At 63.6% G+C, this 23,008-nt stretch carries 22 protein-coding genes and 1 pseudogene; 11 read left to right on the top strand and 12 right to left on the bottom strand.

Annotation, left to right across the window (positions count from 1 at the left end; all coding sequences use genetic code 11):
• The 5 genes from HP546_RS08945 to dadA all read right to left on the bottom strand — a co-directional run.
• Positions 1-1,703 (bottom strand): acetyl-CoA hydrolase/transferase family protein (locus tag HP546_RS08945; protein WP_172223066.1); only part of this gene is annotated, 1,703 nt, incomplete at its 3' end.
• A 164-nt stretch (positions 1,704-1,867) separates the two neighbouring features.
• Positions 1,868-2,290 (bottom strand): c-type cytochrome, encoded by a 423-nt coding sequence (locus HP546_RS08950; protein ID WP_172223069.1) that lies wholly within the window; start codon positions 2,288-2,290, stop codon positions 1,868-1,870.
• A gap of 136 nt (positions 2,291-2,426) precedes the next feature.
• Positions 2,427-2,975 carry a cupin domain-containing protein gene (locus HP546_RS08955; RefSeq protein WP_172223072.1) on the bottom strand — a complete coding sequence of 183 codons (549 nt, stop codon included), beginning with the start codon at positions 2,973-2,975 and terminating at the stop codon, positions 2,427-2,429.
• Between the two features lie 109 nt (positions 2,976-3,084).
• Positions 3,085-4,158 carry an alanine racemase gene (alr, locus tag HP546_RS08960; RefSeq protein WP_172223076.1) on the bottom strand — a complete coding sequence of 358 codons (1,074 nt, stop codon included), beginning with the start codon at positions 4,156-4,158 and terminating at the stop codon, positions 3,085-3,087.
• 143 nt (positions 4,159-4,301) lie between these two features.
• Positions 4,302-5,606, bottom strand: a complete 1,305-nt coding sequence (dadA, locus tag HP546_RS08965; protein WP_172223080.1) for a D-amino acid dehydrogenase — start codon at positions 5,604-5,606, stop codon at positions 4,302-4,304.
• 156 nt (positions 5,607-5,762) lie between these two features.
• Here dadA and dadR point away from each other — a divergent pair, with 156 nt between their 5' ends.
• A complete protein-coding gene (gene dadR, locus HP546_RS08970; protein WP_003258963.1) occupies positions 5,763-6,251 on the top strand; it encodes a transcriptional regulator DadR in 489 nt (162 codons plus the stop codon).
• Positions 6,252-6,253: 2 nt separating this feature from the next.
• On the opposite strand, the gene HP546_RS08975 is transcribed toward dadR, so the two are convergent.
• Positions 6,254-6,607, bottom strand: a complete 354-nt coding sequence (locus HP546_RS08975; RefSeq protein ID WP_172223084.1) for a YkgJ family cysteine cluster protein — start codon at positions 6,605-6,607, stop codon at positions 6,254-6,256.
• 256 nt (positions 6,608-6,863) lie between these two features.
• On the opposite strand from HP546_RS08975, the gene HP546_RS08980 reads away from it, so the two are divergent.
• Entirely contained in the window at positions 6,864-8,156 is a 1,293-nt protein-coding gene (locus HP546_RS08980) for an FAD-binding oxidoreductase (RefSeq protein ID WP_172223088.1), read from the top strand.
• 39 nt (positions 8,157-8,195) lie between these two features.
• Here the strand turns inward: HP546_RS08980 and HP546_RS08985 are convergent, their stop codons facing one another.
• Complete coding sequence (locus HP546_RS08985) at positions 8,196-8,426, bottom strand: DUF1127 domain-containing protein (RefSeq protein WP_172223092.1); 231 nt, start codon at positions 8,424-8,426, stop codon at positions 8,196-8,198.
• 178 nt (positions 8,427-8,604) lie between these two features.
• Between HP546_RS08985 and HP546_RS08990 the strand changes: the two genes are divergently transcribed.
• Positions 8,605-10,035: a PLP-dependent aminotransferase family protein gene (locus HP546_RS08990; protein ID WP_172223096.1), complete on the top strand. Its 1,431-nt coding sequence runs from the start codon at positions 8,605-8,607 to the stop codon at positions 10,033-10,035.
• Positions 10,036-10,095: 60 nt separating this feature from the next.
• Entirely contained in the window at positions 10,096-11,643 is a 1,548-nt protein-coding gene (locus HP546_RS08995) for a phospholipase D family protein (RefSeq protein WP_172223100.1), read from the top strand.
• 60 nt (positions 11,644-11,703) lie between these two features.
• On the opposite strand, the gene HP546_RS09000 is transcribed toward HP546_RS08995, so the two are convergent.
• Positions 11,704-12,843: an MFS transporter gene (locus HP546_RS09000; RefSeq protein WP_172223105.1), complete on the bottom strand. Its 1,140-nt coding sequence runs from the start codon at positions 12,841-12,843 to the stop codon at positions 11,704-11,706.
• Between the two features lie 105 nt (positions 12,844-12,948).
• Positions 12,949-14,442 (bottom strand): aldehyde dehydrogenase, encoded by a 1,494-nt coding sequence (locus tag HP546_RS09005; protein WP_172223110.1) that lies wholly within the window; start codon positions 14,440-14,442, stop codon positions 12,949-12,951.
• A 196-nt stretch (positions 14,443-14,638) separates the two neighbouring features.
• Between HP546_RS09005 and HP546_RS09010 the strand changes: the two genes are divergently transcribed.
• Both HP546_RS09010 and HP546_RS09015 read left to right on the top strand, forming a co-directional pair.
• Positions 14,639-14,998, top strand: a complete 360-nt coding sequence (locus tag HP546_RS09010; RefSeq protein WP_112249410.1) for a cupin domain-containing protein — start codon at positions 14,639-14,641, stop codon at positions 14,996-14,998.
• A gap of 83 nt (positions 14,999-15,081) precedes the next feature.
• Positions 15,082-15,285 carry a hypothetical protein gene (locus tag HP546_RS09015; RefSeq protein ID WP_172223115.1) on the top strand — a complete coding sequence of 68 codons (204 nt, stop codon included), beginning with the start codon at positions 15,082-15,084 and terminating at the stop codon, positions 15,283-15,285.
• Positions 15,286-15,351: 66 nt separating this feature from the next.
• On the opposite strand, the gene rpmG is transcribed toward HP546_RS09015, so the two are convergent.
• Complete coding sequence (rpmG, locus tag HP546_RS09020; protein ID WP_003253507.1) at positions 15,352-15,507, bottom strand: 50S ribosomal protein L33; 156 nt, start codon at positions 15,505-15,507, stop codon at positions 15,352-15,354.
• A gap of 11 nt (positions 15,508-15,518) precedes the next feature.
• Positions 15,519-15,755 carry a 50S ribosomal protein L28 gene (gene rpmB, locus HP546_RS09025; RefSeq protein ID WP_172223119.1) on the bottom strand — a complete coding sequence of 79 codons (237 nt, stop codon included), beginning with the start codon at positions 15,753-15,755 and terminating at the stop codon, positions 15,519-15,521.
• A 361-nt stretch (positions 15,756-16,116) separates the two neighbouring features.
• Between rpmB and HP546_RS09030 the strand changes: the two genes are divergently transcribed.
• The gene (locus tag HP546_RS09030) at positions 16,117-17,724 is read left to right on the top strand and encodes an ABC transporter substrate-binding protein (protein ID WP_172223123.1); all 1,608 of its coding nucleotides are present in this window, start codon (positions 16,117-16,119) and stop codon (positions 17,722-17,724) included.
• Between the two features lie 309 nt (positions 17,725-18,033).
• On the opposite strand, the gene radC is transcribed toward HP546_RS09030, so the two are convergent.
• Positions 18,034-18,714 (bottom strand): DNA repair protein RadC, encoded by a 681-nt coding sequence (gene radC / locus HP546_RS09035; RefSeq protein WP_172223127.1) that lies wholly within the window; start codon positions 18,712-18,714, stop codon positions 18,034-18,036.
• Positions 18,715-18,842: 128 nt separating this feature from the next.
• On the opposite strand from radC, the gene coaBC reads away from it, so the two are divergent.
• The 4 genes and pseudogenes from coaBC to argB all read left to right on the top strand — a co-directional run bounded on the left by coaBC (position 18,843) and on the right by argB (position 22,964).
• A complete protein-coding gene (coaBC, locus tag HP546_RS09040; protein ID WP_003253409.1) occupies positions 18,843-20,054 on the top strand; it encodes a bifunctional phosphopantothenoylcysteine decarboxylase/phosphopantothenate--cysteine ligase CoaBC in 1,212 nt (403 codons plus the stop codon).
• A 5-nt stretch (positions 20,055-20,059) separates the two neighbouring features.
• Positions 20,060-20,515, top strand: coding sequence for a dUTP diphosphatase (gene dut / locus HP546_RS09045; RefSeq protein ID WP_172223130.1), 456 nt, complete (start codon positions 20,060-20,062; stop codon positions 20,513-20,515).
• 145 nt (positions 20,516-20,660) lie between these two features.
• Positions 20,661-22,028: pseudogene (locus HP546_RS09050) on the top strand (phosphomannomutase/phosphoglucomutase); the annotation flags it as partial.
• A 30-nt stretch (positions 22,029-22,058) separates the two neighbouring features.
• Positions 22,059-22,964, top strand: a complete 906-nt coding sequence (gene argB / locus HP546_RS09055; RefSeq protein WP_172223136.1) for an acetylglutamate kinase — start codon at positions 22,059-22,061, stop codon at positions 22,962-22,964.
• Positions 22,965-23,008 lie beyond the last annotated feature (44 nt).

A 23,008-nucleotide genomic window follows, 5' to 3' on the forward strand; every position in this document is an offset into this window, starting at 1 on the left:
AGCTTGAACTTGCTCTTCAACCAGTTCAGCGCCCGCAACAAGTCCCGCTCTTCAGTCGTGAAGTCCGTGCCCAGCGGATACTCCGGGAACAGCCGCGCATGCTGCGCCCTGATCGCCTCCAGCCGCTGCGGTGTGTTATCGGTAAAGCGCGGCTCCAGCTGGAAATCCCGGGCCAGTTTGCCGGCCTTCTTCGCCTGTTCGATCAGCGCGTCCTGGAAGCGCGAATCACTCACCGCCAGCAACCGCGCAATCACTTCGCTGTCGGTCTGCCCGCGCAAATCGGCGATGCCGTATTCGGTCACCACAATGTCGCGCAGGTGCCGGGGGATGGTGCAGTGGCCATAGCTCCAGAACAGGTTTGAACTGACCTCTCCACCCGCCTCGCGCCAGCTGCGCAACAACAGGATCGAGCGCCCGCCCTCCAGCGCATGGCCTTGGGCGACGAAGTTGTACTGCCCACCTACGCCACTGAGCACCCGGCCATCTTCCAGCTGGTCCGCCACGCCGGCGCCGAGCAGGGTCATGCCAAACACGGTGTTGATGAAGCGCGCATCGCGGCGCTGACGGCGCTTGAGTTCTTCCTGCCCGTACAGTTCGTTGATGAAGCTGATACGGGTCATGGCAAAACGCGCCCGCTGTTCGAGCGGCATATCCCTCAAGCGCTGGTAGAACGCACCAGGACCAAGGAAAAAGCCGCCATGCAACAACGGGCCCTGCTCATCCGCCGGGCGCCGTAACAGCCCTGCCTCGGCCAGCACCAACAGGCCATTGACGAACATTTCGCTGCAGCCGTACAGGCCCTGGGCGAAGGCGTCAAGGCCCCCTTCCCGCTCGATCAGCGCCTGCCACGGCCCGACATCCAGCGCATCGAGTAGCGCACGGTAGCCCGCGTTGTCACCCTGGCGCGCCAGCAGTGCAGCGGCAACGGCGTCGCCCATGGCGCCGATACCGATCTGCAGGGTACCGCCGTCGCGCACCAGGCTGCTGGCGTGCAGGCCAATGCAATGGTCCTGGGTGCTGACCGGCATGTTCGGTGTGGAGAACAGGCGGCGTTGCTCCGCTTCATCGATCAGCAGGTCGAAGCTGTCGATGGGCAGCTCGGCGTCGCCCGGCATGTAGGGCAGCTCGGCGTGCACCTGGCCCAGCATGAGGATGGTTTCGCCGGCCACACGGCGCTTGGCGATCATCGGCAACAAGTCGAGGGTGATGTCGGGGTTGCAGGCCAGGCTCAGATGCACAGGCTTTTCGGGACTGGCAGCCACCAGTTGCGCGACCAGGTTCAGGCCTTTGCCGTTGATGTCGCGGGCGGCATGGCTGTAGTTGCTGCTGACGTAGTCCTGCTGGGCCGATTCGCTGTGCAGCAGGCTGCCGGGCTGCATGAAGAACTGTTCGACACGAATGTTTGCCGGCAAGGTGTCGTTGCGCAGGTCGGCGAGGTAGCTGAGCTCTTCATAGTCGGCGAAGACACGCTCGACGAAGGGTTCGAGAAAGCGCCGTTGCAGGCCATCACCCAGTGGCGGGCGGCCCAGGGACAGCGCTGTGTAGATGGTCAGGCGCCGCTCAGGCAGCTCGCGCACGCGAGCGTACAGGGCATTGACGAAGGCGTTGGGCTTGCCCAGGCCCAGCGGCAGGCCCATGTGGATGTGGGCTGGCAGCTGTGACAGGACTTGCTCGACGGCTTGGTCGAGGGAGCAGAGATGCATCTGGGCCTCCTGAGTCATCCGTGGGTTCAGGGGTTGGACATGAGCTCAAAGGGTTGGTTGCCTGTACTGGCCCTTTCGCGGCGTTAGCCGCGAAGCGGCCGGCACAGGCAGCACAAAAACAAAACCCGCCATCGATGGCGGGCTTCACACAATTCAGCTGTCACTCACAGCCCGGACATTTTCTGGATCGCCGCCTTCAGGTCGTCATCCGAGCAGTCTGCGCAAGTGCCTTTCGGCGGCATGGCGTTGATACCGGTAATGGCCTTGGCGAGGATGCCATCGAGCCCGCCCTGGTGGTCGGCGCGTTCCTTCCACGCGGCGGTATCGCCAATCTTCGGCGCGCCGAGCAGGCCGCTGCCATGGCAGGCATTGCAGTGCTTGGCGATGATATCGTCCGGCGTTTTCGCAGCGCCGCCAGCGGCTGCTGCAGCTACTTCCATGCCTTTGCATTCCTGGCCCTGGACACACACCTGGCCAACCGGTTCCAGGCGTTTGGCGATGTCGTCATTGGTCGCAGCGGTTGCACTCATTGCCCAGAGGGCGAATACGGCTGCTGGTACGGCCAGCATCTTCTTGATTTGGTTCACGCGTACACCCTCATGGTGGCTAATCACGCTCGCGGCCACGGATCGGCGAGCGTTGAAAAGTATAGCGGGAACCCAGAGGCCGTGAAACGACCCTACACGGGAAAGGGGTATTGCCGAATCAATGCACTGCGCTGGATCAAAAGTTTGAAGGGGTCGCCGCACTGATCAGCCGCGCGGGCTGGTCGAACGGGTTGCGAAAGCGGTGCGGGCGGGTGCTTTCAAAGTAGTAGCTGTCGCCCTCTTCAAGGATGAATAACTCGGTACCGACCACCAGTTCCAGCCGTCCCTCAAGCAGAATGCCGGTCTCTTCGCCGTCATGGGTGAGCATTTCGGCGCCGGTGTCGGCACCTGGCGGGTACACCTCGGTGAGAAAGGCAATGGCACGGTTGGGGTGCGACTTGCCGACCAGCTTCATGGTCACCGCACCGTCGGAGATATCGATCAGCTCATGGGCCTTGTAGACGATCTGCGCGGGGCGTTCGGATTCCAGCTCGACCGAGAAGAACTCGACCATGGACATGGGAATGCCGCTCAGCACCTTGCGCAGCGAGCTGATCGAGGGGCTCACGCTGTTCTTCTCGATCATCGAGATGGTGCTGTTGGTCACGCCGGCACGTTTGGCGAGTTCGCGCTGGGACAGGCCCTTGAGCTTGCGGATGGCTTGCAGTCGTTCGCCGACGTCCAAAGCTGGAGCCTCCTGAAACGGTGGTAAGGGGGGTGGATGTGAACGATATCATGGCAATGCCGTTCAGTATTTACAACACACCGCCCTTCATCCTGTCCGCTTCAGCGTGTCATTCGCCGCAGTAGTCCCGCGGTACCCGCTTCAGGTTGCAGAAGATCTGGTAGGGGATGGTGCCGGCGTGCGCCGCCACCTCACTGGCCAGCACCTGCTTGCCCCAAAGCTCTACCGGGCTGCCGACAGTCGCTTGCGGCACATCGGTCAGGTCGATGCTGAGCATGTCCATCGACACCCGGCCAATCAGCTGGGTGCGCTGGCCGGCCACCAGCACCGGGGTGCCATTGGGCGCCTGGCGGGGGTAGCCGTCGGCGTAGCCCATGGCGACCACGCCAACGCGGGTCGGGCGCGGGCTGACGAACCTGGCGCCATAGCCTACCGGCTCACCGGTGGGCAACTCACGCACGCTGATCACCCGTGATTGCAGGGTCATTACCGGTTGCAGGCGTTGGGCTTGCGCCTGCGCCACTTCGAATGGCGTGGCGCCGTACAGCATCAGGCCTGGCCGTACCCAGTCGCTGGGTGCCTGCGGCCAGCCCAGCACGCCGGGCGAGTTGCGCAGGCTGCACTCGGCGGCCAGGCCCTGGCGGGCGGCTTCGAATACGGCGATCTGCTGGGCCGTGGCGTCGGGATCCAGCTCATCGGCGCGGGCGAAGTGGCTCATCAGCACGATGCGTGAAACCTTGCCGCTGGCCAGCAGGCGCTGATAGGCGTCGTGGTAATCCTTGGGGTGCAGGCCGACGCGGTGCATGCCGCTGTCCAGTTTGAGCCAGACGGTGATTGGCTTGTGCAGCTGGGCGTGTTCAATGGCTTCCAGTTGCCACAGCGAGTGCACCACGCACCAAAGGTCGTGCTCGGCGATCAGGGCCAGTTCGCTGGCTTCGAAAAAGCCTTCCAGCAGCAGCACTGGGGCCTTGATACCGGCGGCGCGCAGCTCCAGCGCTTCTTCGATGCAGGCCACGGCGAAACCGTCGGCTTCGGCCTCCAGCGCGAGGGCGCAACGCACGGCGCCGTGGCCATAGGCGTCGGCCTTGATCACGGCGAGGGCTTTGGCACCGGTGAGTTCACGGGCCAGACGGTAGTTGTGGCGCAAGGCCTGGAGGTCGATCAGGGCGCGGGCGGGACGCATGGCGGCTGCCTTATGGTGGTTCGGGTTGAAAACGATGCTGGGTTCTTCGCGGGTGAACCCGCTCCCACAGGGACCGCACAATGCCAAGGTTTGGCAATCCTGTGGGAGCGGCTTTAGCCGCGAAGCGGCCGGTACAGGCGATCTTACTGCTGGTGAGCCGGCGCAGTCTGCCCGTGGCCGGCCGCTTCCCGGCTGTTGCCATAACGGGAAATATCCAGGCCTTCGGCACTGATCTGCGGCTTCTTGCGCGCAATCAGGTCGGCCAGCAGGCGACCGGAGCCGCACGCCATGGTCCAGCCCAGGGTCCCGTGACCGGTGTTCAGGAACAGGTTGCGGAACGCCGTGGCGCCAACGATCGGCGTGCCATCCGGCGTTGCCGGGCGCAGGCCGGTCCAGAAGCTGGCCTGGCTCAGATCACCCCCGCGAGGATAAAGGTCGTTGACGATCATCTCCAGCGTTTCGCGCCGACGCGGGTTCAGCGACAGGTCAAAACCGGCGATTTCAGCCATGCCACCGACGCGAATGCGGTTGTCGAAACGGGTGATCGCGACCTTGTAGGTTTCGTCGAGAATGGTCGAGGTCGGGGCCATGTCGGCGTTGGTGATCGGCACGGTCAGCGAGTAGCCCTTCAACGGATATACCGGGGCCTTGATGCCCAACGGCTTGAGCATCTGCGGCGAGTAGCTGCCCAGTGCCAGCACGTAGCGGTCGGCGGTTTCCAGCTTGCCGTCAATCCACACGCCATTGATGCGATCGCCTGCAAAGTCCAGGCGCTGGATGTCCTGGCCGAAGCGGAACTCCACGCCCAGGTTCAGCGCCATTTCGGCGAGCTTGTTGGTGAACAGCTGGCAGTCGCCGGTCTGGTCATTAGGCAGGCGCAGGGCACCGGCCAGGATGTCTTTCACACCCGCCAGGGCGGGTTCGACGCGGGCAATACCATCACGGTCCAGCAGCTCGTAAGGCACGCCGGACTGCTCGAGCACGGCGATGTCCTTGGCTGCAGCATCCACCTGGGCCTGGGTGCGGAACAGCTGGGTAGTACCCAGGCTGCGGTTTTCGTAGGCGATGCCGGTTTCGGCGCGCAGCTCGTCGAGGCAGTCACGGCTGTACTCGGACAAGCGCACCATGCGCTCCTTGTTCACCGCATAACGGCTGGCGGTGCAGTTGCGCAGCATCTGCGCCATCCACAGGTACTGGTCGACGTCGCCGGTGAGCTTGATGGCCAACGGGGCGTGGCGCTCGAGCAGCCACTTGATGGCCTTCAGCGGCACGCCTGGGGCGGCCCAAGGCGAGGCATAGCCGGGCGAGATCTGGCCAGCGTTGGCAAAGCTGGTTTCCATGGCCACCGCCGGCTGGCGGTCGACCACCGTCACTTCGAAACCTTGCCGGGCCAGGTAGTAGGCACTGGCGGTTCCGATTACACCGCTACCAAGTACCAGAACTCGCATCGTTTTATCCCTCATACGCGGCACGCCGCAGACTTTTATTGATATGGCATGAATGGGCGCAGTATAAAAATTCGAAGCCAGTGCAATTCACTATATAAAAGCCTATTATTGGCGAGAATTCTCGGCAAAATCGCCTTTCACGGAGGGGCATCCCCTATGAGAACCCAGCACCAGAGCAAGCGTGAACTGGACAAGATCGACCGTAACATCCTGCGTATCCTGCAGAATGACGGGCGGATTTCCTTCACCGAACTGGGCGAGAAAGTTGGGCTTTCCACCACGCCTTGCACCGAGCGGGTTCGCCGCCTGGAACGCGAGGGCATCATCATGGGCTACAACGCTCGCCTGAACCCGCAGCACCTCAAGGGCAGCCTGCTGGTGTTCGTCGAAATAAGCCTGGACTACAAGTCGGGCGATACCTTCGAGGAGTTCCGCCGGGCGGTATTGAAACTGCCCCATGTACTGGAGTGCCACCTTGTGTCAGGTGACTTTGACTACCTGGTGAAAGCGCGTATTTCGGAGATGGCGTCTTACCGCAAGCTGCTCGGCGACATCCTGCTGAAGCTGCCGCACGTGCGCGAGTCGAAGAGCTACATCGTGATGGAAGAAGTGAAGGAGAGCCTCTGCCTGCCGATCCCGGACTGAGGCTAGACCAGCACCTGCCGGGTGGTGGCGATGAACTGGTGGACGAGCTGCTCGGCGGCGGGCTCGATCATCGGTTGCGGGCCACGGCCACGTGGGCAGGCCATGCGCGGCGTGGTGCCAAACAGGCGGCAGATCATCGGGCGCTCTTCGTACACCGTGCAGCCGTCGGGGCCCAGGTGCACGCAGTCCAGGCGCTCCATGGCAGCGTCCTGTTCGGCCTGGGACTTGCGCGGCAGGCGGGCCATTTCTTCCGTCGAGGTGGTGACCGGGCCGCAGCAATCGTGGCAGCCGGGCTCGCACTCGAACGAGGGGATGAGTTCGCGCAGGAAGTGGATTTTGTGGCGGTTGCAGGACATGGCTGAGTTCAACGTTGATGACTTGCCGGATTATAGGCGCTCCGGCTTCGTGCAGGAGCGGCCTTGTGTCGCGAAAGGGGTGCGCAGCGCCCCCAGTGCCTCAGCTTCGCCACTGATATTGCCGGGGCCGCTCTGCGGCCCTTTCGCGACCCAAGGCCGCTCCTACAATTGACCGCACCAGACTTGAGGCCGGTTGCCCGCCCCGGAGCCCCGGCTTATCCTCCTCCCCTAGCCCACCAGCCCCAGGACACAGCCCATGATCCATAGCGCGCAGCACGCCGCCTCGTATTACGCCGCCAGCAGCGCGCCACACCCTGACCATTCATTCCTGCAAGGCGACCACTCAGCGGACGTATGCATCGTCGGCGGCGGCTACTCGGGTCTGAACACTGCCATCGAGCTGGCCGAGCGCGGCTTTTCGGTGATCTTGCTGGAAGCACGCAAACTCGGCTGGGGCGCCAGCGGGCGCAATGGCGGGCAGCTGATCCGCGGCGTCGGCCATGGCCTGGAGCAGTTCCTGCCGGTAATCGGCGAGGACGGTGTGCGCAGCTTGAAGCTCATGGGCCTGGAGGCGGTGCAGATCGTCCGCGAGCGGGTCGAAAAGCATGCCATCGCCTGCGACCTGACCTGGGGCTACTGCGACCTGGCCAACAAGCCCGCCGAACTGCAGGGCTTTGCCGAGGATGCCGAAGAGCTGCGCAGCCTCGGCTACCAGCACGAGCTGCGCCTGGTTGGCAAGGACGATATCCACAGCGTGGTCGGCGCCGACTGCTATGTCGGCGGGCTGGTCGACATGGGCTCCGGCCACCTGCACCCGCTCAACCTCGCCCTGGGTGAAGCGGCCGTGGCCAGCCGCCTGGGGGTGAAGCTGTTCGAGCAGTCCGAGGTCACCCGCATCGACTACGGCGCTGAAGTACAGGTGCATACCGCCCAGGGCCGGGTGCGTGCGAAAAACCTGGTGCTGTGCTGCAACGCCTATCTCAACAACCTCAACCGCGAGCTGGGCGGCAAGGTGTTGCCAGCCGGCAGCTACATCATCGCCACCGAGCCGCTGGGTGAAGAACGTGCCCACTCGCTTTTGCCTCGGAACATGGCCGTGTGCGACCAGCGCGTGGCGCTGGACTACTACCGTCTCTCCGCCGACCAGCGCCTGTTGTTCGGCGGTGCCTGCCATTATTCAGGCCGTGACCCGCAGGACATCGCCGCGTACATGCGGCCCAAGATGCTCAAGGTTTTCCCGCAATTGGCCGACGTGCGCATCGAATACCAGTGGGGGGGCATGATCGGCATTGGTGCCAACCGTCTGCCGCAGGTGGGCCGCCTGGCCAGCCAGCCGAACGTGTATTACGCCCAGGCCTACGCCGGGCATGGGCTGAACGCCACTCACCTGGCAGCGCGCCTGCTGGGCGAGGCTATCAGCGGCCAGGAGAGCGGGCGCTTCGACCTGTTTGCCAAAGTGCCGCACATCACCTTCCCTGGCGGCCAGCACCTGCGCTCGCCGCTGTTGGCGTTGGGGATGCTCTGGCATCGTCTTAAAGAGCTGGTCTGAAAGCAACGCGGTCTGTGCAGGAGCGCAGCCTCTGCCAGATCAGTCCTTCCAGAAGGGTTTACGCCCCTCGATCCGCGCCTGCTCCCAGCTCAGCCCGACATCGCGCAACTCGTCATCAGTCAACTGCAGCAGCGCCCTGCGGGTGTGCCAGCGATGCAGCATCAGCCCCCAGCGCCCCAGCCCCTGCGGCGCGTTGAACACCTTGGCCTGCTGTCCGGCTTCCAGCTCCCTGGCCATCAGTTGCAAGCGCACATCGCTCATGCCACTCATCGCTGCGTTCTCCCATTCAGTTGATACCGTGGAGAAAGCATGCGCGTCGGCACTAGCGGCAATACAGATCCAATACAGCCTTATTATTCCCATACAGAATTGGCCGTAGGCCGACTGAATGCTGTATTTTCAGGGTAACTGTACCGGTCGTTATGCCATTGCAGCGCAGGAGTATGCCGTGACCCTCTACCTGAACCTTGCCGAGCTGCTGGGTGCCCGTATCGAACAAGGCCTGTACCGCCCTGGGCAACGGCTGCCATCCCTGCGCGCACTCAGCACAGAGCACGGGGTGAGCCTGAGCACCGTGCAGCAGGCCTACCGCACGCTTGAGGACAGCGGCATGGTCTCGCCAAGGCCCAAGTCCGGCTACTTCGTCAGCGACCACCGCCACCTGCCAGCCCTGCCAGCCGTGAGCCGTCCGGCCCAGCGCCCGGTGGATATCTCACAGTGGGAACAGGTGCTGGAGCTGATCCGCAGCACCCCGCGCAAGGATGTGGTGCAACTCGGGCGGGGCATGCCCGATATCGACAGCCCCACCCTCAAGCCGCTGCTGCGCAGCCTCGCCCAGTTGAGTCGGCGCCAGGACATGCCTGGCCTGTACTACGACAACATCCATGGCAACCTGGCCCTGCGCGAACAGGTGGCCCGGCTGATGCTCGACTCCGGCTGCCGCCTCGGCCCGGCTGACCTGGTGATCACCACCGGGTGCCATGAGGCGCTGTCGTGCAGCATTCGCGCAGTGTGCGAGCCAGGCGACATTGTTGCAGTCGACTCCCCCAGCTTCCACGGCGCCATGCAAACCCTGAAGGGCCTGGGCATGAAAGCGCTGGAAATCCCCACCGACCCGGTCACCGGCATCAGCCTGGAAGCCCTGGAGCTGGCCCTGGAGCAGTGGCCGATCAAGCTCATCCAGATCACCCCCAGCTGCAACAACCCGCTCGGCTACATCATGCCCGAAGCGCGCAAGAAGGCCCTGCTGAGCCTGGCCCAACGCTACGATGTGGCGATTCTGGAAGACGATGTGTATGGCGACCTGGCCTACACCTACCCGCGCCCACGCACCCTCAAGTCGTTCGACGACGATGGCCGGGTGTTGTTCTGCAGCTCTTTCTCCAAGACCCTCGCCCCTGGGCTCAGGGTGGGCTGGGTGGCACCCGGACGCTACCTTGAGCGGGTGCTGCACATGAAGTACATCAGCACCGGCAGCAGTGCCAGCCAACCGCAACTGGCCATCGCCGACTTCATCGCCGGCGGGCACTACCAGCCCCACGTTCGCCGCATGCGCAGCCAGTATCAGCGCGGCCGCGACCAGATGAGCGACTGGGTAACCCGCTACTTCCCGGCGGGCACGCGGGTCAGCCGGCCCCAGGGCGGCTTCATGCTGTGGGTGGAATTACCAGAACATTTCGACACGCTACGGCTGAACCGGGCTTTACTGGAGCAAGGCGTGCAAGTTGCCGTCGGCAGCATCTTCTCGGCCTCGGGCAAGTTCCGCCACTGCCTGCGCATGAACTTCGCCGCGCGGCCGACGCCGCAGATCGAAGCTGCCGTGCGCAAGGTGGGTGAAACCGCCCTTCGTCTACTGGATGAAGATAGCGCCGGCGCGTAACTTTGCGCCGCCCACCACGGTCCAACCCTTCAAGCTTTCGCCGCACAGGACGATCCACCCTTGAGACTCCAGCGAGCCCTGCCCCTGCTGGTGCTGCTCGGCCTTGTCGGCTGCGCCAGCGTCGGCCCACCCCGCGAAACCAGCCAGGCGCTGCCCGCCCATGACTCGGCCTTCGGTCGCTCGGTGCTGCGCCAGGCCTCACCCTACGGCGGCCGCTCGGGCTTTCGCCTGCTGCCCAACAGCAACGAAGCATTCCGCGCCCGCGCCGAGTTGATCCGCAACGCCCAGGCCAGCATCGACCTGCAGTACTACATCGTCCACGACGGCCTCAGCACGCGCGCCCTGGTCCATGAACTGCTGCGCGCCGCCGACCGTGGGGTACGCGTGCGCGTTCTGCTCGACGACACCACCAGCGACGGCCTGGACACCATCATGGGCACCCTCGACGCTCACCCGAACATCCAGATCCGCGTCTTCAACCCGCTGCATCTGGGCCGCAGCACCGGCGTGACGCGCGCCGTGGGCCGCCTGTTCAACCTGTCGCGCCAGCACCGGCGCATGCACAACAAGCTGTTTCTGGTGGACAACAGCATGGCGATCGTTGGCGGGCGTAACCTGGGCGACGAGTATTTCGATGCCGAGCCCAACCTCAATTTCACCGACATTGACCTGCTCGGCGTAGGCCCGGTGGCCGAGCAGCTGGGACATGGGTTCGATCAATACTGGAACAGCGCCCTCAGCCGCCCCATCGGCGATTTTCTCTGGCGGCAGCCGGACGCCGCCGACCTGCGCGCCAGCCGCCATCGCCTGGAGACATCCCTGGCCGAGGCACGTACCAGGCGTAAAGCCTTGTACGACCGCCTGATGGCCTATCAGTCGCAGCCTCGCCTGGATATCTGGCGCAACGAGCTGATCTGGGCCCATAGCCAGGCCCTGTGGGATGCGCCCAGCAAAGTCCTGGCCGACGACGAACCGGACCCGCACCTGCTGCTGACCCAGCAGCTGGCCCCCGACCTCGGCAATGTGCAGCACGAACTGATTCTGGTGTCGGCGTACTTCGTGCCTGGCGAATCCGGCCTGCTGTACCTGACCCACAGTGCCGACGCCGGCATTTCGGTCAAGCTGCTGACCAACTCGCTGGAGGCCACCGACGTGCCGGCGGTGCACGGCGGCTATGCGCCCTACCGCCGCGCGCTGCTGGAGCATGGCGTGCAGTTGTACGAGCTGCGTCGCCAGCCAGGTGACCCAAGTGCCGGGCGCCTGAGCTTCCGGGGCAGCTCGGACTCGAGCCTGCACAGCAAGGCAATCGTCTTCGACCGGCGCAAGACCTTCATTGGCTCATTCAACTTCGACCCGCGCTCGGTGCTGTGGAATACCGAGGTCGGCGTACTGGTGGATAGCCCGGAGCTGGCGGAATACACCCGTGAACTGGCAATCCAGGGTATGGCGCCAGCGTTGAGTTACCAGGTGAAGCTGGTGGGGGACAAGATGGTATGGGCGACCGAGGACGATGGCCGGCGGCACATGCTGACAGCCGAGCCGGGTGGGCTCTGGCGGCGCTTCAATGCGTGGATCAGCAAGGCAGTTGGCCTGGAAAAGATGCTGTAGGAGCGGCCTTGCCGGGGCGCCGGACCGGTCGGATGGGCCGCAAAGCGGCCCCAAAATTCCTCAGGCAGACGCCGGCTCAAAAGCCCCGCGCCGCTGGGTAAGCACCACCAACCCGCCAGCCCCGACAGCCATCAGCAACAGCAACGCATGCCCGCTGACCCACTGGCTCCCCGCCCCCGCCAGCAACGGCCCAAGCAGGCAGCCAATACCCCACAGCTGCGCCACGTGGGCATTGGCCCGTACCAGCGCATCATCGCGGTAGCGCTCGCCGATCAGCACCAGCGACAAGGTGAACAAGCCCCCGGCACTGGCGCCGAACAACACCCACAATGGCCAGATGGCCGGGGTATGCAGCAACAGCGGAATCGCCAGGCTGGACACCAGCAGGGTTACCGCACAGCCGGTGAACAAGGTACGCCGCGACATATGGTCGGCCAGCGCGCCAATGGGCAGCTGCAGCACCGCATCCCCCACCACCACGGTACTGACCATGAACAAGGCGATTTCGGTAGTGAAGCCCTGCTGCAGGCAATACACCGGCAGCAAGGTGAGGATCATCGCCTCGAACGAGGCGAACAGGGCGATGGCCCAGGCGATCACCGGCAACCGCCGGCAGAAGGCGAACAGGTCGCGGAAGGTGACATTGCAGGCTTCCGTGCTGGGTGCACCGCCACGCTTCAGAAGTATCAGCGGCGCCAACAGCAGCAGGCCGGTTGCGGCCCAGAAGCCGAAGTCATCGTCAGAGCCGAGAAAGCCCAGCACCAACGGCCCGGCCAGCTGGCTGAGGGCGTAGCTGCTGCCATACAGCGCCACCAGCCGGCCGCGCCACCGCTCGACCACCAGCTGGTTGATCCAGCTTTCGCCGAGGATGAACACCACAGTCAGCGACATGCCGATCATCAGGCGCAACAGTAGCCACAACGGATAACTGGGCAATAGTGCGACCAGGCCGATCGACAGCGCCCCGCCCCACAGGCACAGGCGCATGGCCGCAGGCACGCCGACCCAGCCGGCCAGGCGGCTGGCCAGGCTGGCACCTACCAGTACGCCCAGCGCCGGCATCGCCGCCATCACGCCGATGGCGAAGCTGCCATAGCCCCAGGCCTCCAGGCGCAGGGACACCAGCGGCATGCTGACGCCGAGCGCCAGCCCGACGCTGAGCACGGACGCCAGTACGGCGAAGTAGGTACCCCAACGCATTGCAGCCTCCCTTGCAAAATTCTTGAACAGCAAAAACAACGAAGCCGGGGCAGCGTGAGCCGACCCGGCTATTGCTAGGGCCGCGTGGCGGCCCCAACCTCTGGATTACAGCTTGATCCAGGTTGCCTTCAGCTCGGTGTATTTTTCCAGCGCATGCAGCGACTTGTCACGGCCGTTGCCCGACTGCTTGAAGCCACCGAACGGTGCGGTCATGTCGCCGCCGTCGTACTGGTTCACCCAGACGCTGCCGGCGCGCACGGCGCGGGCGGTCTTGTGGGCCTTGGAAATGTCCGACGTCCAGATGCCCGCCGCCAGGCCATACGGCGTGTCGTTGGCAATGGCCACGGCCTCTTCGGCGGTGTCGAAGGCGATCACCGACAGCACCGGTCCGAAGATTTCTTCCTGGGCGATCTTCATGGCGTTGGTCACGCCGTCGAAGATGGTCGGCTCGACGTAGGTACCGCCAGTCTCTTCCAGGGTGCGCTTGCCACCGGCGACCAGCTTGGCGCCGTCCTTGTGACCCGCATCGATGTAGGACAGCACAGTGTTCATTTGCTGGGTGTCGACCAGGGCACCGACAGTGGTCTGTGGGTCCAGCGGGTTGCCTGGCTTCCAGCCTTTGAGGGCTTCGATCACCATAGGCAGGAACTTGTCCTTGATCGAACGCTCGACCAGCAGGCGCGAGCCTGCGGTGCACACTTCGCCCTGGTTGAAGGCGATGGCGCTGGCAGCAGCCTCGGCGGCAGCTTGCAGGTCCGGGGCGTCGGCGAAGACGATGTTCGGGCTCTTGCCGCCAGCTTCCAGCCAGATGCGCTTCATGTTCGATTCGCCCGCGTAGACCATCAGCTGCTTGGCGATCTTGGTCGAACCGGTGAACACCAGGGTGTCGACGTCCATGTGCAGGGCCAGGGCCTTGCCCACGGTGTGGCCGTAGCCTGGCAGCACGTTCAGCACGCCAGCCGGGATACCGGCTTCGATGGCCAGCTGGGCAATGCGAATGGCGGTCAGCGGCGATTTTTCGGACGGCTTGAGCACCACCGAATTACCGGTGGCCAGCGCCGGGCCGAGCTTCCAGCAGGCCATCAGCAGCGGGAAGTTCCACGGTACGATGGCGCCAACCACACCCACCGCTTCGCGGGTTACCAGGCCAAGCTGGTCGTGCGGGGTCGGGGCGACTTCGTCGTAGACCTTGTCGATGGCTTCGGCAGTCCAGTGGATGGCCTGGGCCGCACCCGGTACGTCGATGCTGGAGGAGTCGCCGATCGGCTTGCCCATGTCCAGGGTTTCCAGCAGCGCCAGCTCTTCTACGTTTTTGCGCAGCAGGTCGGCGAAGCGGATCAGCTTGGCCTTGCGCTTGGCCGGGGCCAGTTGCGACCAGACGCCGGCATTGAAGGTGGCACGGGCGTTTTCCACAGCGCGGTTGGCATCGGCCAGGTCGCAGCTGGCAACCTTGGCCAGGAAGCGTCCGTCGACCGGGCTCAGGCACTCGAAGGTTTCACCGGATGCGGCATCGGTGTATTCGCCGTTGATGAAGGCACGGCCTTCGATCTTCAGTTGCTGGGCACGTTGTTCCCAGTCCGCACGGGTCAGGGTGGTCATACGAAACTCCTCCTCTTGTTTAGGTGCAACGCCGCACTGAGGACTCACAGGCGTTGTCGAAATTCTGGCCGGGCGACGAGCGCACACTGGCAAGCGATACCCTAAACCAGCCGCTGTAAACTATCAATATATTTGACACGGAAGGCTCAAAAGCCTACTGATGTTCATTTTATTAAACAACAACAGGAGCCGCACCATGAGTATCGCCAGCATCATCGACTTCGCACAGGTCATCACCGAAGCCGAACGCTACCGGCCGGCGGCGGAAAAAATCCTCAAGGGCGAACCGGACCAGGCGGTCTACAACCACTACTCCAGCCCTTGCGGGCAGTTTGCCGCCGGTGTGTGGGAAGGTGAGGTGGGCCAGTGGACAGTGAACTACACCGAGCACGAGTACTGCGAGATCGTCCAGGGTGTTTCGGTGCTGCGCGACCAGGATGGCGGGGCGAAAACCCTGCGTGCCGGTGATCGGTTTGTCATCCCGGCCGGGTTCAAGGGCACCTGGGAGGTGCTGGAGCCTTGCCGCAAGATCTATGTGATGTTTGAACAGAAATAACTATTTAGCGCAGCAAGCCAGCTGGCGTGCGTGAGCATGGCCCTGCCCATGTCGGGCCACGCAACTTCAACAGGAAGATCACCATGACCAACGAAGAAGCCCTGCAAACCCTCGCCCACCTGATCGGCACCCGGTACGCGCCAGAACTGAAGGACACCATCTGCACCCTCACCGGCCGCAAGCGGGTGGTTGGCCCCAATGAGATATGCACCCGCGAGTACGACGTTGAACGCATCCAGATCAAGGCCGGCGCCGACCTGCTGATCCAGGGCTTCGACTTCAACTGAGCCGGCTGTAGACATAAAAAAACCCGCGTCCTTACGGATGCGGGTTTTTTTCAGGTCGCCGATCAATTACTTGATCTTGGCTTCCTTGTACACCACGTGCTTGCGAACAACCGGATCGTATTTCTTGATCTCGATTTTGTCCGGGGTGGTGCGCTTGTTCTTGTCGGTGGTGTAGAAGTGGCCGGTACCGGCACTCGAAACCAGACGGATCAATTCACGCATGATGCTCTCCCTTAAACCTTGGTGCCAGCTTTGCGGAGGTCGACCAGAACGGCGTCGATACCGCGCTTGTCGATGATACGCATGCCTTTGGCGGAAACGCGCAGACGCACGAAACGCTTCTCGGATTCAACCCAGAAACGGTGGTGCTGCAGGTTCGGCAGGAAACGACGACGGGTTTTGTTGTTTGCGTGGGAAATGTTGTTCCCGGTTACTGGACCCTTACCAGTAACTTGACAGACTCTCGACATGACTCAGCCCTCTAAAACCACATGCCCAACCCGGCATGGGTTGGCCGCTTAATCTCTCAGTCTTTGGCGCCAGGGCGCCGTGATTCTGGAGGTCTTATCGACCGGATCCGCTTATGCGACAGGCCGAGCCCCTAGAAAAGAGCGCTGCTTTATACCAGAAAGACTTGGCTGCAACAACTGTAGATGCACATTGCTGCAAGCCAGAACGCGCCGGGCCAGCATAGCGGCAGGCCCCGCCAGCCGTCGACCGCTCGTCGCGAGATTTGTAAAAAAGGGTGTGGTCATTTACCGGCGGGCGCACTAGGGTAGGCCTTTTCCAGACTGCACTGGCAGATGGGCCACTGACAGCCAAGGAGCCACTATGCGTGCTGCCGCCCTTTCCTTGTTTTTCAACTCCCTGTTCGCTGCGGGCACCCTGTTCGCCGCCGGCGTTGCTCAGGCTGCCCCGCTGAGCGTCTGCAGCGAGGCCAGCCCGGAAGGCTTCGATGTGGTTCAGTACAACTCGCTGACCACCACCAACGCCACGGCCGATGTGTTGATGAACCGCCTGGTGGAGTTCGATGCGGCGCAAGGCAAGGTCGTACCGAGCCTGGCGGCTAGCTGGACAGTATCGGCCGATGGCCTGGTCTATGACTTCACCCTGCGCGATGGCGTGAAGTTCCACACCACTGCCTGGTTCAAGCCCGGCCGCGAAATGAATGCCGACGATGTGCTGTTCAGTTTCCAGCGCATGCTCTACCCCGCCCACGCCTGGCACAAGAGCGCCCCAGGCGGCTACCCGCATGCCCAGTCGCTGCAGCTGGCCAGCCTGATCAAGGCGATCGAGGCCCCGGCACCGAACACCGTGCGCTTCACCCTCAGCCACCCCGACGCCACGTTCCTGGCCACCCTGAGCATGGGCTTCGCCTCGATCTATTCCGCCGAATACGCCGACAAGCTGCTCAAGGCCGGCACGCCCGAGAAGCTCAACAGCCAGCCGATCGGCACCGGTCCGTTCGTGTTCCAGCGCTTCCAGAAAGACGCCGTGGTGCGCTATCGCGCCAACCCGGACTACTTCGGCGGCAAGCCGGCGGTCGACCCACTGATCTTCGCCATCACCACCGATGCCAACGTGCGCCTGCAGAAGCTCAAGCGTGGCGAGTGCCAGGTGGCCCTGTCGCCAAAGCCGCTGGACATTGCCGAGGCCGGCAAGGATGGCAACCTCAAGGTCGCCACCACCCCGGCGTTCATGACCGCCTTCGTCGCCATCAACAGCCAGCACCCGCCGCTGGACAAGCCGGAAGTGCGCCAGGCGATCAACCTGGCCTTCGACAAGCAGGCCTACCTCAAGGCGGTATTCGAAGACTCTGCGGTGGCCGCCAACGGGCCCTACCCGCCCAATACCTGGAGCTACGCCAAGGATCTGCCCGGCTACCCACTGGACCTGAAAAAAGCCAAGGCCCTGCTGACCAAGGCTGGCCTGGCAGAAGGCTTCAGCACCACTATCTGGACCCGTCCGTCGGGTAGCCTGCTGAACCCCAACCCAAGCCTGGGTGCACAGATGCTGCAGGCCGACCTGGCCAAGATCGGCGTGAAAGCGGAGATCCGCGTGATCGAATGGGGCGAGCTGATCCGCCGTGCCAAGGCGGGCGAGCATGACCTGTTGTTCATGGGCTGGGCGGGCGACAATGGCGACCCGGACAACTTCCTCAGCCCGCAGTTTTCCTGTGCGGCGGTGGAGTCGGGGACCAACTTCGCACGCTTCTGCGACAACCGCCTGGACCAGCTGATCAGCGCCGGGCGCACCACCAATGACCAGAGCGTGCGCAGCCGGCTGTATCAGCAGGCGCAGACCTTGATCCAGCAGCAGGCGCTGTGGGTGCCACTGGCGCATCCAACGGCGGCGACGCTGCTGCGCCAGGGGGTCGAGGGATATCAGGTGAGCCCGTTCGGGCGGCTGAACTTCAGTAAGGTTTCGGTGACCAAGTGAGTTAGGGGCGCCTGCCTTGAGGGGTGTGGCGCCTGTGAAATCGAGCGCCGCCCGCGCGGCGCATCGCGGATAAATCCGCTCCTACATTTGTTGCAACGTGGCCATGCCTGTGAGGCCATGGTTGTCAGCCGGCTTGCGGGTCTCAAGTCATGCGTCAGGGCTGGCAACTATGGCGTAACAGGTTCGGCACGTTGCAACAGATGTAGGAGCGGATTTATCCGCGATGCGCCGCCGCGGGCGGCGCTCGATCTCCCAGGCGCCAGACATCTCAAGACAGGCGCCCGGCAGCCCTGACCCTATTGACCCGCCTCAGGCCACAATCCACCCCTGCTCAACCATCGACAATGGTTCCCCGTCACCAATGATGATGTGATCCAGCACCCGCACATCGATCAACGCCAACCCCCGCTTCAACGACAGGGTCAGGTGCACATCATCCTGGCTCGGCTCACTGTTGCCCGAAGGATGGTTGTGACACAGGATCAAAGCTGCGGCGTTATGCTGCAACGCCCGCCTCACAACTTCTCGCGGGTAGACACTGGCCCGGTCTATGGTGCCCCTGAACAAGACCTCGAAGGCCAGCGGCCTGTGCTTGGTGTCCAGAAACAGGCAACCGAATACTTCGCTGGCCTCATGCCGTAGCATCGCCTTCAGATAGCGCCGCACCGCCCACGGGCCATCAAGCACTGCTGCGCGCTCGATGCTTGCATCCAGGTACCGCCGGCCAATCTCCAACAGCGCCTGCAGCTGTGCGTATTTCACGACGCCAATACCCGGCTCGCACAGCACGGCTTCACGATCAGCCTCAAGAAACTGCCTGAGGCCACCAAAGCGCACCAGCAGCCCCCGCGCGAGGTCCAGCACGTTACGCCCGGCTACTCCCGAGCCCAGCAGCACCGCCAGCAACTCTGCATCCGACAGCACGGCAGCCCCTCGCTGCAACAACTTCTCCCTCGGCCGCTCTTCAGCCGGCCAGTCCCTGATATTCATCCCGCCCCTCTGCCCATGCTGCGGCCCGTTTCGGCCCTGTGTTAATCTATTTCGCCTCGTACATGCGACGTTCTGCCGCAGGCATTTTCAAACGTCGCCGCCCGCTCTCACTGGAAAAAGGCAAGCCTATGCAGCGGCTGTATCGCAAGCGCATCGTTCTCGGCGTGGGGGGCGGCATTGCCGCCTACAAAAGCGCCGAACTGATTCGCCGTCTACTCGAGCACGGCGCGCAAGTGCGCGTCGTCATGACCCGTGGGGGTGCCGAGTTCATCACCCCGCTGACCCTGCAGGCGCTCTCGGGCCACCCGGTGCACATGGATCTGCTCGACCCTGCCGCCGAAGCGGCCATGGGCCATATCGAACTGGCCAAGTGGGCCGACCTGGTGCTGATCGCCCCGGCTACCGCCGACCTGATGGCGCGCATGGCACAGGGCATGGCCGACGACTTGCTGACCACGCTGGTGCTGGCCACCGATGCTACCGTCGCCGTGGCCCCGGCCATGAACCAGGCCATGTGGCGCGACCCGGCCACCCAGGCCAACCTCGAGCTGCTCAAGAGCCGTGGCATCCAGGTGTTCGGCCCGGCCTCCGGCAGCCAGGCCTGTGGCGACGTGGGCCTGGGCCGCATGCTTGAGGCCACCGACCTGGCCTGGTGCGCCGCAGAAAGCTTCAAGCGCCAGGCACTCACCGGCAAGCACGTGCTGATTACCGCCGGCCCGACCCAGGAAAACATCGACCCGGTGCGCTACATCACCAATCATAGCTCCGGCAAGATGGGCTTCGCCCTGGCCGAAGCGGCTGCCGAAGCCGGGGCTCGGGTAACCCTCGTCACGGGCCCTGTGCACCTGCCAACCCCCGACCGGGTCAGCCGCATCGACGTGGTCAGCGCGCGGGACATGCTCGCGGCCTGCGAGGCGGCCATGCCGTGCGACCTGTTCATTGCCTCGGCTGCGGTTGCGGACTACCGCCCTGAAGTCGTTGCCACACAAAAACTGAAGAAAGATCCTACGACCGGCGACGGCATGCTGCTGCAGATGGTGCGCAATCCCGATATCCTTGCCACCATTGCTGGCCGTGCCGACCGCCCGTTCAGCGTCGGCTTTGCCGCCGAAACCGAACACCTGCTCGATTACGCCACGCGCAAGCTCAAGGACAAGAACCTCGACCTGATCGTCGCCAACGATGTGGCCAACCCCAGCATCGGCTTCAACAGCGAAGAAAACGCCTTGACCGTGATCGACCGCCAGCAGCACCAAACCCTCTTCGCGCAGACCAGCAAAGGCAAGATCGCCCGACAACTGGTCGCCTTCATCGCCGAACGGCTCAATCAGGTTCAATAAGTTACATGCACGCTCTTCAAGCCAAGATCCTCGACCCACGCCTGGGTACCGACTTCCCTCTGCCGACGTACGCCACCCCCGGCTCCGCCGGCCTGGACCTGCGCGCCCTGCTCAAGGAGGACACCGTTCTCGAGCCGGGCCAGACCTTGCTGATCCCTACCGGCCTGTCGATCTACATCGGCGACCCGGGCCTGGCGGCGATGATCCTGCCGCGCTCGGGCCTGGGCCATAAGCACGGCATCGTGCTGGGCAACCTGGTCGGCCTGATCGACTCGGACTACCAGGGCGAGCTGATGGTGTCGTGCTGGAACCGCGGCAACACCCCGTTCACCATCGCCGTTGGCGAGCGCATCGCCCAGCTGGTACTGGTCCCGGTGGTGCAGGCGCACTTCGACATCGTCCAAGCCTTTGACGAGAGCCAGCGTGGCGCTGGCGGCTTCGGTCACTCCGGCAGCCACTGAGCCGACAACAGACCGTTCAGGCCACGGATGGCGAACTCTCTGGCAAAACCACCGTCCAAGCGTTCAGTTTGCGCCTGCCCAGAAAGCCTTTGACTAATGGAGTTTTCCAGAGATGAACGACATGGCCCACCTGGTCCCCGCCGCATTGCCAGACAGCATTTTCCGCGCGTATGACATCCGCGGCGTGGTCGGCAAGACCCTTCACGCCGAAACCGCCTACTGGATCGGCCGCGCCATCGGCGCGCAAAGCCTGGCCCAGGGCGAACCGCAGGTTTCGGTTGGCCGCGATGGCCGCCTCTCCGGCCCGATGTTGGTGGAACAGTTGATCAAGGGCCTGGTCGACGCCGGTTGCCAGGTCAGCGACGTGGGCCTGGTCCCCACCCCAGCCTTGTACTATGCCGCCAACGTGCTGGCCGGCAAGTCCGGGGTGATGCTGACCGGTAGCCACAACCCTTCGGACTACAACGGCTTCAAGATCGTCATTGCCGGCGACACCCTGGCCAACGAACAGATCCAGGCCCTGCTGACCCGCCTGAAAACCAACGACCTGACCCTGGCCGCAGGCCGCGTGGAGAAGGTCGGGATCCTTGAGCGCTACTTCCAGCAGATCGTCGGCGACGTGAAGCTGGCGAAGAAGCTCAAGGTGGTGGTCGACTGCGGCAACGGCGCTGCCGGGGTGATTGCACCGCAGCTGATCGAAGCCCTGGGCTGCGAAGTGATTCCGTTGTTCTGCGAAGTCGACGGCAACTTCCCCAACCACCACCCGGACCCCGGCAAGCCGGAAAACCTCGAAGACCTGATCGCCAAGGTCAAGGAAACCGGCGCCGATATCGGCCTGGCCTTCGACGGCGACGGCGACCGCGTCGGCGTGGTGACCAACACCGGCAGCATCGTCTATCCCGACCGCCTGCTGATGCTGTTTGCCCAGGACGTGCTGGCACGTAACCCCGGCGCCGAGATCATCTTCGACGTCAAATGCACCCGTCGCCTGACCCCGCTGATCGAGCAGCATGGCGGCCGCGCGCTGATGTGGAAGACCGGCCACTCGCTGATCAAGAAGAAGATGAAGCAGACCGGTTCGCTGCTGGCCGGCGAGATGAGCGGTCACATCTTCATCAAGGAACGCTGGTACGGTTTTGACGATGGCATCTACAGCGCCGCACGTCTGCTGGAGATCCTCAGCAAGGCTGGCCAGAGCGCCGAAGACCTGTTCGCCGCCTTCCCGAACGATATTTCCACGCCGGAAATCAATATTGATGTGACCGACGAGGGTAAATTCAGCATCATTGATGCACTGCAACGCGACGCTGACTGGGGCGAAGCCAGCCTGACCACCATCGATGGTGTGCGGGTCGACTACACCCACGGCTGGGGCCTGGTTCGCGCCTCCAACACCACCCCGGTGCTGGTGCTGCGCTTCGAGGCCGACAGCGACGCCGAGTTGCAACGTATCAAGGATGTTTTCCGTACCCAGTTGCTGCGGGTTGAGCCTGAGATGCAACTGCCGTTCTGACCGACTATCTGTTCCATACAGGAGCCCTGCATGACCCTCGATCGCGATGCCGCTGCCCATGTAGCCGAGGTTTTGTCCGAAGCACTGCCCTATATTCGCCGCTTTGTCGGCAAGACCCTGGTGATCAAGTACGGCGGCAACGCGATGGAAAGCGAGGAGCTCAAGACCGGCTTCGCCCGCGACATCGTGCTGATGAAGGCAGTGGGCATCAACCCGGTGGTGGTCCACGGTGGTGGCCCGCAGATCGGTGACCTGCTCAAGCGCCTGTCGATCGAAAGCCACTTCATCGATGGCATGCGCGTCACCGATGCGGCGACCATGGACGTGGTCGAGATGGTGCTGGGTGGCCAGGTCAACAAGGACATCGTCAACCTGATCAACCGCCACGGCGGCAGCGCCATCGGCCTGACCGGCAAGGACGCAGAGCTGATCCGTGCCCGCAAGCTGACCGTCAGCCGCCAGACCCCCGAAATGACCACCCCGGAAATCATCGACATCGGCCATGTAGGCGAAGTGGTCAGCGTGAACACCGACCTGCTGAACATGCTGGTGAAGGGCGACTTCATCCCGGTGATCGCACCAATTGGCGTAGGTGCCAACGGTGAGTCGTACAACATCAACGCCGACCTGGTCGCAGGCAAGGTGGCCGAGGCGCTGAAGGCCGAGAAACTGATGCTGCTGACCAACATCGCCGGCCTGATGGACAAGCAGGGCCAGGTACTGACCGGCCTGACCACCGAGCAGGTCAACGAACTGATCGCCGACGGCACTATCTACGGCGGCATGCTGCCGAAGATCAAATGCGCGCTGGATGCGGTGCAGGGCGGCGTCAACAGCTCGCACATCATCGACGGCCGCGTGCCGAATGCTGTGCTGCTGGAGATCTTCACCGACAGCGGCGTGGGCACCCTGATTACCAACTGCAAGCCGCGCTGACTGGCTAGCTTTCACCGGCCCTGTCGCCGGCAAGCCAACTCCCA

It is taken from the genome of Pseudomonas sp. CM25 (assembly GCF_013179705.1).
Lineage (GTDB): Bacteria > Pseudomonadota > Gammaproteobacteria > Pseudomonadales > Pseudomonadaceae > Aquipseudomonas.

Coding starts and splice junctions, on each gene's coding strand:
- rpmB (WP_172223119.1), bottom strand. CDS start 15,755: ATGTCGAGAGTCTGTCAAGTTACTGGTAAGGGTCCAGTAACCGGGAAC.
- HP546_RS09010 (WP_112249410.1), top strand. CDS start 14,639: ATGAGTATCGCCAGCATCATCGACTTCGCACAGGTCATCACCGAAGCC.
- HP546_RS08980 (WP_172223088.1), top strand. CDS start 6,864: ATGATCCATAGCGCGCAGCACGCCGCCTCGTATTACGCCGCCAGCAGC.
- HP546_RS09030 (WP_172223123.1), top strand. CDS start 16,117: ATGCGTGCTGCCGCCCTTTCCTTGTTTTTCAACTCCCTGTTCGCTGCG.
- radC (WP_172223127.1), bottom strand. CDS start 18,714: ATGAATATCAGGGACTGGCCGGCTGAAGAGCGGCCGAGGGAGAAGTTG.
- HP546_RS09005 (WP_172223110.1), bottom strand. CDS start 14,442: ATGACCACCCTGACCCGTGCGGACTGGGAACAACGTGCCCAGCAACTG.
- rpmG (WP_003253507.1), bottom strand. CDS start 15,507: ATGCGTGAATTGATCCGTCTGGTTTCGAGTGCCGGTACCGGCCACTTC.
- HP546_RS09015 (WP_172223115.1), top strand. CDS start 15,082: ATGACCAACGAAGAAGCCCTGCAAACCCTCGCCCACCTGATCGGCACC.
- argB (WP_172223136.1), top strand. CDS start 22,059: ATGACCCTCGATCGCGATGCCGCTGCCCATGTAGCCGAGGTTTTGTCC.
- alr (WP_172223076.1), bottom strand. CDS start 4,158: ATGCGTCCCGCCCGCGCCCTGATCGACCTCCAGGCCTTGCGCCACAAC.
- dut (WP_172223130.1), top strand. CDS start 20,060: ATGCACGCTCTTCAAGCCAAGATCCTCGACCCACGCCTGGGTACCGAC.
- dadR (WP_003258963.1), top strand. CDS start 5,763: ATGAGAACCCAGCACCAGAGCAAGCGTGAACTGGACAAGATCGACCGT.
- HP546_RS08975 (WP_172223084.1), bottom strand. CDS start 6,607: ATGTCCTGCAACCGCCACAAAATCCACTTCCTGCGCGAACTCATCCCC.
- dadA (WP_172223080.1), bottom strand. CDS start 5,606: ATGCGAGTTCTGGTACTTGGTAGCGGTGTAATCGGAACCGCCAGTGCC.
- HP546_RS09000 (WP_172223105.1), bottom strand. CDS start 12,843: ATGCGTTGGGGTACCTACTTCGCCGTACTGGCGTCCGTGCTCAGCGTC.
- coaBC (WP_003253409.1), top strand. CDS start 18,843: ATGCAGCGGCTGTATCGCAAGCGCATCGTTCTCGGCGTGGGGGGCGGC.
- HP546_RS08985 (WP_172223092.1), bottom strand. CDS start 8,426: ATGAGTGGCATGAGCGATGTGCGCTTGCAACTGATGGCCAGGGAGCTG.